At 62.7% G+C, this 13,898-nt stretch carries 10 protein-coding genes; 4 read left to right on the forward strand and 6 right to left on the reverse strand.

Going from position 1 to position 13,898, the window contains the following annotated elements:
• Window positions 1-11: 11 nt before the first annotated feature.
• A complete protein-coding gene (locus ACMQ11_RS01065; protein WP_418990806.1) occupies window positions 12-827 on the reverse strand; it encodes a 2-C-methyl-D-erythritol 4-phosphate cytidylyltransferase in 816 nt (271 codons plus the stop codon).
• Between the two features lie 9 nt (window positions 828-836).
• Window positions 837-2,135 carry a M23 family metallopeptidase gene (locus tag ACMQ11_RS01070; RefSeq protein ID WP_418990807.1) on the reverse strand — a complete coding sequence of 433 codons (1,299 nt, stop codon included), beginning with the start codon at window positions 2,133-2,135 and terminating at the stop codon, window positions 837-839.
• Window positions 2,136-2,289: 154 nt separating this feature from the next.
• Between ACMQ11_RS01070 and lpxK the strand changes: the two genes are divergently transcribed.
• From lpxK to ACMQ11_RS01090, 4 genes are all read left to right on the forward strand, one after another.
• Window positions 2,290-3,333: a tetraacyldisaccharide 4'-kinase gene (gene lpxK, locus ACMQ11_RS01075; RefSeq protein ID WP_418990808.1), complete on the forward strand. Its 1,044-nt coding sequence runs from the start codon at window positions 2,290-2,292 to the stop codon at window positions 3,331-3,333.
• The gene (locus tag ACMQ11_RS01080) at window positions 3,317-4,123 is read left to right on the forward strand and encodes a purine-nucleoside phosphorylase (protein WP_418990809.1); all 807 of its coding nucleotides are present in this window, start codon (window positions 3,317-3,319) and stop codon (window positions 4,121-4,123) included. The genes lpxK and ACMQ11_RS01080 overlap by 17 nt, the downstream gene beginning before the upstream one ends.
• Before the next feature lie 2 nt (window positions 4,124-4,125).
• A complete protein-coding gene (locus ACMQ11_RS01085) occupies window positions 4,126-4,629 on the forward strand; it encodes a single-stranded DNA-binding protein (RefSeq protein WP_418990810.1) in 504 nt (167 codons plus the stop codon).
• 90 nt (window positions 4,630-4,719) lie between these two features.
• A complete protein-coding gene (locus ACMQ11_RS01090; RefSeq protein ID WP_418990811.1) occupies window positions 4,720-5,424 on the forward strand; it encodes a type II CAAX prenyl endopeptidase Rce1 family protein in 705 nt (234 codons plus the stop codon).
• A 60-nt stretch (window positions 5,425-5,484) separates the two neighbouring features.
• On the opposite strand, the gene ACMQ11_RS01095 is transcribed toward ACMQ11_RS01090, so the two are convergent.
• From ACMQ11_RS01095 to ACMQ11_RS01110, 4 genes are all read right to left on the reverse strand, one after another.
• Window positions 5,485-6,219 (reverse strand): LytR/AlgR family response regulator transcription factor, encoded by a 735-nt coding sequence (locus tag ACMQ11_RS01095; protein ID WP_418990812.1) that lies wholly within the window; start codon window positions 6,217-6,219, stop codon window positions 5,485-5,487.
• 95 nt (window positions 6,220-6,314) lie between these two features.
• On the reverse strand, window positions 6,315-7,679 hold the full coding sequence (locus ACMQ11_RS01100) for a RagB/SusD family nutrient uptake outer membrane protein (RefSeq protein ID WP_418990813.1): 1,365 nt from the start codon (window positions 7,677-7,679) through the stop codon (window positions 6,315-6,317).
• 13 nt (window positions 7,680-7,692) lie between these two features.
• Window positions 7,693-11,061, reverse strand: coding sequence for a SusC/RagA family TonB-linked outer membrane protein (locus ACMQ11_RS01105; protein WP_418990814.1), 3,369 nt, complete (start codon window positions 11,059-11,061; stop codon window positions 7,693-7,695).
• A 150-nt stretch (window positions 11,062-11,211) separates the two neighbouring features.
• On the reverse strand, window positions 11,212-13,824 hold the full coding sequence (locus tag ACMQ11_RS01110; RefSeq protein WP_418990815.1) for a zinc-dependent metalloprotease: 2,613 nt from the start codon (window positions 13,822-13,824) through the stop codon (window positions 11,212-11,214).
• Window positions 13,825-13,898: the final 74 nt, after the last annotated feature.

Raw genomic sequence — 13,898 nt, forward strand, 5'->3', positions numbered from 1 at the left:
TGGCAGGGGATTTATCGCCAGCTGCCCGCGCCTGAGGGCGTATCGCTATCTTCGGCCGAACCTGCTGCATCGGCTGTCGCATCGGCTCCGGCGGCTTCCGCAGCGGCTTGGGCTGCGGCCGAACGGTGTTCGGTGCCGTCGTCCTCCCCGCCGTTTTCGCGGGCCGCGAGGAGGGCTTCTGCGACAAGCAGGTCCTCGGGGGTGGTGATCTTGAGATTTTGCCGTTCGCCCTCGCACAGGAAAACGGTCGTGCCGCTCCGCTCCACCACCGAGGCGTCGTCGGTGAATTCGGTACAGTATGCCGCTTCGTAAGCCCGTCGCAGCACCTCGGCGCGAAACACCTGCGGGGTCTGCACCGCGCGCAGGCGGCTGCGGTCCACGGCCCGGGAGGTCGTGCCGTCGATTTCGCGCAGCGAATCGACCACCTCGACGACCGGAATCGCCGCGCCGTGTTCGGCTGCCGCGGCCGCCACGCGGCGGATCAGCTCCGCCGAGCCGAGCGGCCGCACGCCGTCCTGCACGGCGATCAACTCGGCCGCGGGATCGATCGCCGCCAGCGCATTGCGGACCGAGTGGAACCGCGCGCTGCCGCCCGTTACGATGGTGTGTCCGGCCACGTCGAAACGCGCCGCGAGGTTGCGCCAGAAAGCGATGTGCTCCGCGGGCAGCGCCACGACGAGCTGCGCCCCCGGCAGGGCCGCGGCGAAATTGGCGATCGTGCGCGCCAGCACCGGCACGCCTCCCAGCAGCCGGAACTGCTTGGGGATGCCGCCGCCCATGCGCTGTCCGCCGCCTCCGGCCACGATGATGACTGCCATGCGTTCCATGTCGCGTCTTTAGTTTGCGGCCAGTTCCGTCGCCGCAGGCGATGCGGGAAGTTCCAGCGAATCGAGTTGGGTGATGCGCAGCTCCTCGGCCAGGTCGCCGTTCAACTCGGCCGAGATGCGGTCGCGGACGAATTCGAACAGGGCGCGGTTCTCTTCGGAGATCGGTTCCGAGGGCTTCTGCGGCACTTTCAGCGGGTCGATGGGCGTCCCGTTCTTCCAGATGCGGTAGTCCAGGTGCGGCCCCGTCGAAGCGCCTGTCGAACCGACGTAGCCGATCAACTGCCCCTGTGAGACGTGCGAGCCCTTGGAGATGCCCCGGGCGAAGCCGCTCAGGTGGAGATACCCGGTCATAAGATTACCCGGATGCTTGATCTTGAGTGTGTTGCCTCCACCGCCGCCCCAGCCCTTGAACGTCACCACGCCGTCGGCCACCGCATGTACGGGCGTGCCTTTCGGTGCGGCGTAATCGACCCCCGTATGCGGGCGGTAGACCTTGTAGATGGGGTGCTTGCGGGCGTAGGTGAATTTCGAACTGATGCGCGTGAATTTGAGCGGCGCCTTGAGCAGCTGCTTTCGGAGGCTGCCGCCGTCGGCTTCCCAGTACTGGATCTTGCCGCCCTGACGGAACGGAATGGCATAGTACTCCTTACCGCCCTGCGTGAACCGGGCGCCCCAAACGCGGCCGATCCCGGCCGGGATCGTGTCGTCGATGAAACGCTCGTCGTAGATGACCGTGAAAGCGTCGCCTTTCTGGATACCGAAGAAATCGACCGTCCACTGGTAAATATCCTCCATCTCCGAGGCCAGCGCGTAGGGGAGCTTCTGCTCCATGATGGCGCCCCAGAGCGAGGAGTTGATCACGGCGCTCTTTTTCGTGCGGCGCAGGGTAAACTCCTTTTCGCCCGTGGAGACGCTCACCGAATCGTCGTGGAATCCGAAAGTCACGTACTGGGTGGCGCTGCGCTCGTAGACCAGGTAGTCCAGGTGCGGCGCATAGAGCGAGTCTTCGTGGATGAAAGCGGTGTATTTGTGCCCCGCGCGGATGTTGCGCAGCGGAAAAATGTCTTTGGCGGCGCGGTCCAGCCGGTCCACTTGCAGGGCCGTTACCCCATACCCCGCGAGAATGCCACCGAGCGTCTGGCCCGGGCCCACCTCGCCCGTTTGGGTGCGGTACTCGTCGGCATCGATACCGTAGATAAGGTTGCGCGGCGGCTCCTCGATTTCGGACGCTGCCTGCTGCGTGGTCGTGCGACAGGCACCCGCCGCCACGAGCACGAGGGCGGCCAGGTAGAATTTCAGGCTTTTCATAGATGCGGACAAAGTTAGCAAAAAATCGCAAAAAACCGCCGATTTCCTCCCCGTTTGTGACCCGGGCCCGAGATTTGCTTCCTAATGTTTTGCCGAACCGGGAATTATTGTTATCTTTGAAAGTCCCGTATACTGACCGAAAGAAAAGTAGAACATGTTCAGATGCCTGCTCGCGCCCGCGGCTTTCCTGTATAAAGCAGGGGTGGTGTTCCGTCACCGCCTCTTCGACTGGGGTATCCTCAAGAGCGAGCGGTTCGACATTCCGATCGTCTGCATCGGCAACATCACTGTCGGCGGTACGGGCAAGACCCCTATGGCCGAGATGATCGTGGGCTACATGTCGCAGATGCACAACGTGGCGCTCCTCTCGCGCGGTTACGGCCGCCGAACCAAGGGCTACCGCGAGGTGCAGGCCGATTCGCACTACCGCGACGTGGGCGACGAACCGTTGCAGATCAAGTTCAAATTCCCCGATACGGTGGTCGCCGTGTGCGAGAAGCGCGCCGAGGGCATTCGCCGCATCCGGGCCGAGCACCCCGAGGTCGACCTCGTCGTGCTGGACGACGGCTTTCAGCACCGCTACGTCGAACCCAAGATCAACGTGGTGATGATCGACGCCACGCGCCCCATCCAGCACGACCGGATGCTGCCGGTGGGTTCGCTGCGCGACGTGCCCGAGGAGCTGCACCGCGCCCACTATTTCGTGGTGACCAAATGCCCCGAGAAGATGGCCCCCATCGACCGGCGCATCCTGCGCAAGGTGCTGATCCAGGTCGCCTACCAGCGGGTCTATTTCACCCGCTTCGAGAGTTTCATGCCCCAGCCGCTCTTTGCGGATGAGGCGCCGCCGGAGCCGCTCGGTCAGGGCCGGCAGGTGATCGCGCTCTCGGGCATCGGCAATCCGCGGCCGTTCCTCGACTCGCTCCATGCGCGCTACGAGGTGGTGGCCGAGATGACCCTCGACGACCATCACGTCTACAAGGTCCGTGACATGCATGCGCTCCGGGCCCTCTTGGCCAAGCATCCGGGGGCGGCGATCGTCACCACCGAAAAGGACGCCGTGAAGATGACGCGCCGGGAGCGGATTCCCGAAGAGATCCGCCGCAGCCTGTACTATCAACCGATCAATATTTCATTCATAGAGGATTCGGCGACGGATTTTCTGCAAAAACTGGAACAAGATGTTAGAGGAAATTAAGCAAACCGCGGAGTTTATCAGGGCCCGGACCGGGGATTTCCGGCCTGAGGTGGGCATCATCCTGGGCACGGGCCTGGGCGGCTTCGGCGACCGCATCGAAGCGAACTACACGCTCGACTACCACGAAATCCCCGACTTCCCCGTCTCGACGGTCGAGGGGCACAAGGGCCGCATGATCTTCGGCCGCGTCAAGGGGCGCCGGGTAGTGGCCATGCAGGGCCGCTTCCACTATTACGAGGGATATACGATGCAGCAGGTGACATTCCCCGTGCGCGTGATGCAACAGTTAGGCATCGGCTACCTCTTCGTCTCGAACGCCTCGGGCGGTATCAATACCTCGTTCCGCGTGGGCGACCTGATGGTCATCACCGACCACATCAACCTCATGCCCAACCCGCTGATCGGCCCCAACCTCTCCGAACTGGGCCCCCGCTTCCCCGACATGCACAACTGCTACGACCGGGAGCTTATCGCCCGCGCCACGGAGATCGCCGAAGAGGAGGGAATCAAACTCCAGTACGGCGTCTACGTCGGCGGCACGGGCCCCACGTTCGAGACGCAAGCCGAGTACCGCTATTTCAAGGCCATCGGCGGCGACGCCGCGGGCATGTCGACCGTTCCCGAGGTGATCGTGGCGCGCCACATGTCGATTCCGGTCTTCGGCGTCTCGGTCATCACCAACTGCGGCCTGTCGGACGAGGCGGGCGACCACGAGGACGTGCAGCGGCAGGGCCGAAAAGCCGGGGTGCGCATGGAACTGCTGTTCAAACGAATGATTAAATCGCTGTAATTATGGTAAATAAAGTAATATTGATCGGCAACGTGGGCATCGATCCCGAGGTCCGCACGCTCGAAGGCGGTGCGAAAGTCGCCCGCGTCCGCTTGGCCACCACCGAACGGCTGTTCGACCGCCAGGCCAACGAAACCAAGGAGCACACCGAGTGGCACACGATCACCTTGTGGCGCGGTCTGGCCGATGTGGTGGACCGTTATGTCCGCAAGGGCACGCAGATCTACGTCGAGGGGCGCCTGCGCACCCGCGAGTGGATGGACAAGGACAACAACAAACGCTACACGACCGAGATTCTGGCCGATGTGATGAACCTCCTGGGCCGCCGCAGCGACAACCCCGCCTCGGCCGAGGGCAGCGCTCCGGCCTACGGACAGTCGGCTCAGGGATACGGGCAGTCGTCGCCCGCGGGCGGTTACCAGCGTCCCGCCCCGCAGCCCGCGGCTCCGGCTGCTTCGCCAGCCCCCTCGATCCCGGCCGACGATCCCGACGACCTGCCTTTCTGATTTTTGGGAACGAACCGAATTCAGCCGCGATGCAAGAGTTGTTTATTCGCTTGCCTCGCGGCTTTTGTTGCACGCGAAACTCACTTGATGATGGAACCTTTCATTTTGAACCGCATCGACGAACGGCGCACCCGAAGCGTGGGCCGCATCCTGCTCTATGCACTGGCTTTTTTCCTGGTGACGCGGGTTGTCACGGGGCTGCTGGCCGGCATTGCGATGGCGATATACAAGTTGGGCTGGGGCATCGACGCCATGAACCGGTTGCAGTTCATGGGAACGCCGGACGAAATGGCTGCCCTGGGATGGTGGGCCCTGCCGCAGCTGCTGCTCGCCGCACCCTTGTTCGAGGAGTGCGCATTCCGGCTGGGGCTGTCGTTCCGCCGTTCCCATGCAGCGATCGGATCGGGGGCGCTGACCGCTTTTTTCGCCGTGCATCTGCTCCGTCTGGCGGGCGCGGGGCAATCCATGTGGTGGGGCGTGCTGCCGGGAGTCGTCGTGGCCCTTGCCCTGTGGTGTCTGACCACCGATCATTTCTGGATGGCCCGCCGGGAGCGGTGGCTGCGACCGACGATGTGGGTTTCTGCCATCCTGTTCGGTGCGGTGCATCTGTTCGCCATGCCGGGGCTTACCTGGACTCTGCTGCCGATGGCGCTGATCATGGTCCTGATGCTGGCTCTCTCGGGTTGCGTGCTCGTTTACCTGCGCGTGAATCTGGGATTCTGGTGGGCCGTGGGCGCGCATGCGCTCATCAACCTGCCGGGAGCGCTCATGCTGCTGCGCCAGCTGCTCGGCTGACGAATTGCAATTCGAATCCGGGAAAGCGCATCCGCCGGGTGCGCTTTTTCGTTCCTCTCCTCACCGGTTGAGCCACTGCCGGAACGCCTGCACGCGGTCCGTACTGACGAACGCCTCCTCTCCCTCGGGCAGCGGCGGTTCGAGCACCACCTTGATGCGGCTGCCCGAGTAGCGGATCATTTCGCGGATCGCCTCGAACGAGACGATCAGCCGTCGGTTGATGCGGAAAAAGAGGCCCGGCGAGAGTTTCTCGCCCACGTCCGTGAGCGTGCGGTCCAGGAGATAATCTTTGCCGTCGCGCGTAATGAGGTGGAGGTACTTGCCCTCGGCCATGAAATAGGCGATCTCGGGGACGGTGACCGAGCGCATCCGGGCGCCCACGTGAACCAGGAACCGCTCCTGATAACTCGGCGCCGTCGGTACGGCGTCAGCCGGACCCCCCCCCGCCAGCAGTCCCAGTTTGGCGATTGCCCGGCGCAGGTCCTCGCGCCCGAATGGTTTCAAGAGGTAGTCGATTCCTTTATTTTCGAACGCTTTGAGCGCATACGTGTCGTAGGCCGTGATGAAGATCACGGGCACTTCGATTTCAGCCCGGTCGAAGAGATCGAAGCCGCTGCCGTCCTCCAGGTGGATGTCCATGAAGATCAAATCGTGCGGCACGCTGCCGATCACCACGGCCGCCTCGGCGACCGAGCGGGCCGTGGCGACGACCTCGATCTGCGGCGCCACCTCCCCGAGGGCCGTGCGCAGCTCGGCCGCGGAGAGGGGTTCGTCCTCGATGATGATGGCTCTCATGGTCCGTAAAATTACAAAAAAAACAGTCCGGTGCAAAAACCGGACTGTTTTTCAAGCATCGAACGGCAAGATCGAGCCGTTTTCGATCCGGGATTTCAGCTCAGATCGGGGTTGGCGTCGATGGCCGACTGCGGGAACGGCAGCGTGTAGCGCGAGTCGTTTGCACGCAGTTCGACCGGGCTGCCGTCGTGCATTTTGGTAATGGCCGGCCGGGTGGTGCGCCGCAGGTCGAACCAGCGGTGGCCCTCCATCAAGAGCTCGCGGGCACGCTCGTCGGCCACCTCCTGCAACAGGGCCTCGGCATCCATCGCCCCGATCCTCGCGCGCTGCGCATCCATCGCTTCGGACTTGAATCGCCTGGACTGCAAGGCCAGCAGGTGCTCTTTGGCTTTCGCCAGCTCAGCCGGCAGGTGCGCTCCGGCTTCGGCGGCGATCAGATACATCTCGGCCACGCGGATCGAGACGCGCGATTTGGTGTCACGAGCCACGCCCAGCCCCAGGTCGGTGGGGCCCATGATCCAGTCTCCGTCGTCGAGCATCGTCAGGTAGGCGCTGCGGTTGTCGGTCGTCTCGTCGAGCAGGGCGAGCATCCCGTCCGAGATGATGCAGGCGCCGATCAGGTCGCGCTGCGCGCCGTAGAACGGACGCTCCAGCCCCAGAATGATCTCCGGCGAGGCGGTCGCCCACGGCAGCGGGCTCTCCTCGCCCATCGCATTCAGGTCGACCAGTTCGTAAGCCGGAAGCAGCGACGTGGCCAGGTCGTAGGCCTCCTGCCACGCGCCCATGTAGAGCATCACGCGCGCCTTGAAAGCCGCCAGCGCGTTCTTCGAGAAGCGGTAGTTGTAGTCGGTCGCCTGTTTCTCGACCTCCATGCACGCTTCGGCGGCGGCGATGTCGTCTAAAATCTGCTTGTACACGGCCGCGACGGTCGAGGTGGGGTAGCGCTGTTCGATGTCGATGTAGGTGGCCAGCGGTACGGTGCGGTCCGTGGCGGCCGTGGCTGGGTCGTAGGGCGCGCCGTAAAGGTTTACCAGGTCGAAAAAGCTGAATGCCCGGAGCGTGTAGGCTTCGGCCATGATCTGATTCTTCGATTCGGTCGGCGTGTCCTCTTCGGCGCCGGGCAGGTTCTCCAGCACGGCATTGGCCTGGAAAATGGCGCTGTAATATTGCTGATAGGGGAATTCGCGCATCTGCCGGCCGTACTGCCACGTGAAGTTGTAGACCAGCGGGGCGCCGTCGTTGCCGTAGATGTTGGCCTCGTAGAAATTGCCCACCTCGTCCGAAAGCAGGCACAGGTAGGCTTTCGAGTCGAAATAGGGAAACTTGGCGTAGCCCTCGGTCATCAGGGCCCGGAATTCGGAGGTCTTGTGGGGAATGACCTGCCCGACGGGGTCGATTTCGAGGTAGTTGCACGAGCCGAGGCCCAGTGCGGCGCAAAGGATATAGAGTGTCTTTTTCATGATCGGTGCGGGTTTAGAAGATGATGTTCAGACCGAACGAGTAGCTGCGCGAAATGGGCTGCGCATAGATGTTGCCGTAGCTCTCGGGATCGAAATAGCCGTCGTAGTTCGAGGCGATCACAAACGGGTTGCGGGCTTCGAAATGGACCCTCAGCCCGGCCATGCGGAGCTTGCGGGCGATCTTTTCGGGGAACGAGTAACCCAGTCGGATGCTGTTCACGCGCAGGTAGCTCACTTTCTTGTTCCAGATGTCGAGGCTGTTCCAGAACGAGGCCCCGCCCGAGTTGGGATAGCCGTTCAGAATGTAGTACATGACGCGGTACGGATCGGGGTTTTCGTCCCACTCCCCCTGGTAGCTCGAACCGTCCGGCCGCAGGTTGCCCACAATGGCGGGGTAGATGCCCGACGGGTTGTCGGGCGACCACACCTGCCGCATCTCGGTGGTGTAGTTCTGGCCGGGATTGACGGCGATCGGGTCGTAGAACGGCGTGCGGGTCATGAGCTGGTTGACGACGAAATTGGTCGAGATCGACAGGTCGAAATTCTTGAAATAGAACCGGTTGTTGAAACCGCCCGTCAGATCGGGGTTGCGCGAGCCGATGTACGTCAGCCGGTCGCGCACGTCCTTGTAGGATATGTTCATCGCCGGAAGAGTTTCGGTGTAATATCCGTAGTCGGTCGTTTCGAGCCGGAACCCCACAAACTGTTCGAGCGAGACTTTCCGGCCGTCCTGCCAGAACATCGGGATGCCCCGCTCGTCCAGCCCGGCGGTGCGGATGGCGAATACGGCGCTCGACGAATAGCCTTGCAGCGAGGGCACGTAGCTGTCGTCGTCGATGCGGACTTTCTCCACGCGGTCGGTGTTGCGGGCGAGGTTGAACTGCGTCTCCCAGCGGAAACTGGGCGTGCGGACGTTCACCGTATTGAGCGTGAACTCGATACCGCGGCTCGAAATCTCGCCGTAGTTGGTCGAGGTCTTGGTGTAGCCGTTCTCCGAGGGGATCGTGCGCAGGGTGATGAGGTTCTCGCTGCGCCGGCCGTAGACCTCGAACGTGAAGCCCAGCCGGTTGTCGAGGGCCGAGAAATCGAGCGCCGTGTTCCACGAATAGGTCGTCTCCCACCGCAGGTTCTGGTTGGGCGGCGACGAGACGGTGATGCGGTCCTCGTTCACCCCGCCGATGGTGGCGTTGCCCCATGTGCCGAGGATGTAGGGCGAGGTCGTGCGGTCGATGTTGCCCTGTGCGCCGTACGAGGCCCTCAGACGCAGGTTGTCGAGCCACTTGGCGTTCTGCAGGAACTGCTCGCGGTTGATGTTCCACGCGCCGGAGATCGACCACATGGGGTTGAACTTGTACTTGGGGTCCACGCCGAAAAGGTTGGTACCGTCGTAGCGCATCGACCCGAAAAGGGTGTAGCGGTTGGCGTAGGTGTACGAGGCCGTGAAGAAATAGGAGAGGTAGCGGTTCTCGTAGAACGATTTCTGGTACTGCTTGAACTTGGGATGATCGACCAGGGGGCTGCCGTCCGGCAGGTCGAGGGGCTTGGTGGTCATGGTCTTGCTGTCGTAGCCGAACCCTTTGGTGTGGACCGAGGTGTTGGTCACCCCGCGCATCTCCAGACCGGCCATCACGTCCACCTCGTGCCGCTGGGCAAACGTGCCCGAATACTCGGCCTGCGCTTTCCAGTTGTACTGCGAGAGATCGCTGTTCCAGTTCTGGATCACACCGCCCTGGGGCAGCTGGGGAACCCCGTTTACGCGCGAGTCCATGGCGTATTTGCGCGTAAAATAGGAGTTCTCCTCGGCCATCTTCTCGGTCGCGGAGTTGTCCACCTGCAATCCGAACTGCGTGTAGAGACGCAGCCCCTCGACGGGTTTGTAGTCCAGGTCGAAGAGCGTCTTGATCGAGCGCGTCTTGAGCGTGTACTCCGTGCGGGCGCGCTCTTCGAGGATGTTGTAGTCGAGCGTCGTGCTCTCGTTGCCCAGGGCGTAGACCATGTCGGGGTCGTAGGCATACGATCCGTCGGGGTTATAGGCGGTCATGTAGGGGTTCACCGTGCGGGTGTAGCGGGCCGGGTTGGTGTACACGTCGGTATCGGAGAGGTAGGAAGAGTTTTTGTTCTGCCCCACGAACACCGAGGCCCCGAAGCGCAGGTTCTTCAACAGATCGTAGTCGGTCTTCATCGTCAGGTTCAGGCGCTCGAAGCCCGTGCCCACGGTCGTTCCCTGCTCGTTGTAGTAGCCGCCCGAGAGGTAGTACGAGGCTTTCTTGCCGCCGCCCGAGAGACTTAGGCTGTACTGCTGGTTGAGCGACACGCGGTAAATCTCGCGTCCCCAGTCGGTTCCGTCGCTCCGCAGCGCGTTGATCGCAGCCTGCGTCTCGGCCGTGAGGGCCGGGAAGCCGCCCTCGCGCAGGGCGGTGCGTTCGCCCGCCTTGTCCAGAATGCGGGCCACGCCGCCCATGTAGTTCATGTAGCCGAGCGTGCCGTTCGCTGCCAGCCCGAGCTCCAGATCGACCTTTTCGGAGGCGTTCATCAGGTTGAGCTTCTCCATGCTGGGGCGGTCGGTGACGAAGATCGACGCCGAGACATTTACGCGCGTGGCCTGGTTGCGCGACCCTTTCTTGGTGGTGATGATGATGACGCCGTTGGCGGCCCGGGCACCGTAGATGGCCGTCGCGGCGGCGTCCTTGAGGACGGTGATGTCCTCGATGTCGGCCGGGTTCAGCCCGGCGATCGACATGTTGTAGAGCTGGTCGATGTTCTGTTTCGACGACCAGTCCGCGGGAATATCGTTGCCCTCCAAAGGCATACCATCGAGCACCCACAGCGGGTCGGTATTGCCTTGCAGGGTAGCCGTGCTGCGGATCTTGACCTTGCTGGCACCGCCCGGCGCGCCCGTGGTCGGGGTCGAGACCACGCCGGCGAGCGAACCCGAGAGCATCTCGTCGACGCTGGCCACGCCGTCGCGTGCGATGTCGGCCATCTTGACGCTCGAGATGGAGGAGGTCAGCTTGCGCTTTTCGATGCGCTGGTAACCGGTCACCACCACGGCGTCCATCTTGGTGTCCACGGTCGAGAGGTAGACGGTGAACTCGCTCTTGCCCGCGATGTCGAGCGTCTGGGTTTCGTAGCCGACGAAGCTCACGACCACCTTTTTCACGCTTGCGGGCAGCGTGAATGCGAAACGTCCCTGCTCGTATGCGATCGTGCCCTGGGGGTTGTAGTCTTTGGCTTGGGTCTCTTCGGGGGCGATGAACACCGTGGCGCCCACCAGGGGCGAGCCGTCGGCGCGGTCGAGCACCCGGCCCGAAATCTGACGTGTCGGCTGGGCCAGGGCCAGCAGCGGACAGATCAGAACAGCGAATGTGAGTAATTTTTTCATCCTGTCGAAATATAAGTGTTTCCTGTGTTTTCGGTTTTAAATTGCAGCCATATCGGCTCGGTTTCTTCGAGATCATAACCTCCGAAGGCGACCTCCAAGGAGCCGCAAAGCCGTCTCTTTTCAGCGAGACGGCTTTGCAAACCCAACTTTTTAAATCATCCTCAATGCTTCCCTCAATCTGAGTTCAAGGTCCCGATAGTGGTTCCGGGTCGCCTGATCGCCGCTCTCCAGGCGGCCGCGGACAATGCCCAGCAGCCTGCGCAGTTCGGCCCGCTTCACCGAAGCGGTCTCGCTCACGCGCTGCATCATCGTGTAGTTGCGCACCGTGCGGACGCCCAGCTCCTCGGGCCGGGGCAGCCGCTCCATCTCCGGTTCGGGTGCCGTCTGCATCAGGCGGCAGACGCAGTTGCTTTCGTGGAGCGTCGAACCCAACTTGGTGGTCTTGACCATCGTGATGTTCGACGAGACGATCAGCGCGTCGATGTAGTTCTTCTGGCTCATGCGCTCCCAGATCGAAAGCGTCCGGCCCCCGTGGCGCAGGAAGACGGCGCGCGTTATGTCGTCGAGCATCTGCTCGGGGGTGTAGGTCTTCGGGCCGCGCCCCTGCCGGGCTTCGACCTCGTACATGCGCAGCAGCCGCTCGTCTTTCAGCAGATCGTAGTAGACCTTGTATTGCAGTTCGCGGGCGAAATTGTAGGGCGAGTACTCCATCTGTCCCACGGGCGACGTACGCTGGGGGTAGCTGCGGTCCCAGGCCTCGGCCCCGAAGAGCCATTGCGGGGTGATGAACACCTGGTCGATAAGGTAGCCAACGCTCTTGCGCTGCCGGTCGGCCGGCACCGGGACGTAGCGGTCCAGCTCCTGCCCCGAGACCACGTTGTTGAGGTAGAAGCCCCCGACGTTGGTCTTCACGTGGTCGGCATAGGCTGCCCACTGAAAGACGATCGACAAAAGGAAACGCCCGGCTTCGAACTGCAACTTGCCCTCCTCGGCGGTCCAGTCCGCGACGTGGGGGATGATGCGCTTGAGGTTCGCAAGCCCGTAGAGGCTCGCCCGCACGGCGTCGTCGCCCAGGTCCTCCGACTGCGACCGGGGGTCGATACCCTCGCCCGACTGCTCGCCGTACCAATATTCGGGATCGTTCTCGTGCTCGCGCAGCCAGGCATTGAGCGTCGGCAGCTCTTCGTGCGGGTCTTCGACATCGAGCCAGCGGTAGCCCCAGCGGATGGCGTGCTTGTCGTAGACGCCGATCTTGGGCGTGAGCTGCGCGATGCCGTCTTCGGGCTGCGCCACGTAGTTGAAACGGGCGTAGTCCATGATCGAGGGGGCGGTGCCGCGTGTCGAGGTGTAGGTCACCGAGCGGAGCGAGTCGACCGGCACGGCGAACGACGAACCGAAATTGTGCTTCAGCCCGAGGCTGTGGCCCAGCTCGTGTGAAGAGACGAAGCGCACGGCGTTACCCATCAGCTCCGTCGGCAGTTCGTTGTGACGGGCTGCGGGATCGACGGCGCCGGTTTGGAGCCGGATCCAGGCGTGCAGGACGCTCATCACGTTGTGCCACCAGATGATGTCCGCTTCGATGATCTCGCCGCTACGGGGGTCGATCACCGAGGGGCCCATGGCGTTGGCCATCTCCGATGCGGCGTATGTTACCACCGAGTAACGTACGTCGTCCACGTCGAAATCGGTGTCGCGCGCGGGGTCGACCTCGCGCGCCTGGATGGCATTCTTGAATCCGGCCTCTTCGAAGGCCTCCTGCCACTCGACGATCCCCTTTTTGATGTAAGGTACCCACACGGGCGGCGTGGCGGGGTCGATCCACAGCACGATGGGTTTCGCGGGCTCGACCAGCTCGCCGCGCTTGTAGCGCTCCACGTCCTCGGGACGGGGTTCGAGGCGCCAGCGGTTGACCAGCTCGCGCTCCTCGGCTTTCTGCTGGCGGTCGTTGAAATAGAGGTGCCCGATGGTGAAATAGCCCACGCGGTCGTCGGCGAAGCGGGGCCGCATCGGTTCGCGGGGCAGCAGCACCAAATTGGAGGTGATCTCCACGGTCAGCGGCGCCGAAGCGTCGCCCTCGGTGTGGACGGTCGTCAGGGCCGACTTGACGACGACGTTCCCGGGAAACGAGCGGGCCGATTCGATCCGCGACAGTTCCTTGCGGGCCGATGCGCTCATCGACAGTGCTTTGAAGACGTTGTTGAAGCTCTTTTCGCTGCCGTCGAAGACCTTGTTGGCCTTGATGACCACCGACGCGGAGTCCTTGCCCCATGCTTCGATGGGGAACTGCTCAATGATCGACTCGCGGTAGTTGTCCCTGACGGACCGGGTGATGGCATCGCCCTCGGGCGAGGTGATGCGCGGGTCGTAGGTCGCCACCCACACCTTTTTATAAACGGTGTCCTTTCGGAAGCGCACGATCTTCTCCCCGAAGCCCATGCCCTTGTTGATACCGGCGTCGTTCAGCAGGTAGGGGACGCCCGAAATCTTGTTGACGATCAAAATATCGCGGCCAAGAATCGAATCGGGAATCTCGAACCAGAGGTCGGTGCCCTTGCGGTGTAGGTCGAAGAGGCCCTTGTCCGTCGTCGCGCCCTTGAGCAGCTCCGCGTACCCTTTCTTGGTATCCTTGCGGGTCGTATCGCTCTTGGCCGGCTGCTCGCTTTTCGCCTTGTGCGCCGGTTTTTTGCGGGCTTCGGCCGGCAGGGCCGGGAGCAGCAGCGCGGCGGCCGCGAGGGCGGACAGGATGAAAGTTCTGTTGGTCATCTACTATTGCATTTGGGTCGGATCACACGATCCGCACGATGCAATAATAAAATTTAATTTTTTTAAGAAAAAGC

Source organism: Alistipes sp. (genome assembly GCF_048465575.1).
Classification (GTDB): domain Bacteria; phylum Bacteroidota; class Bacteroidia; order Bacteroidales; family Rikenellaceae; genus Alistipes.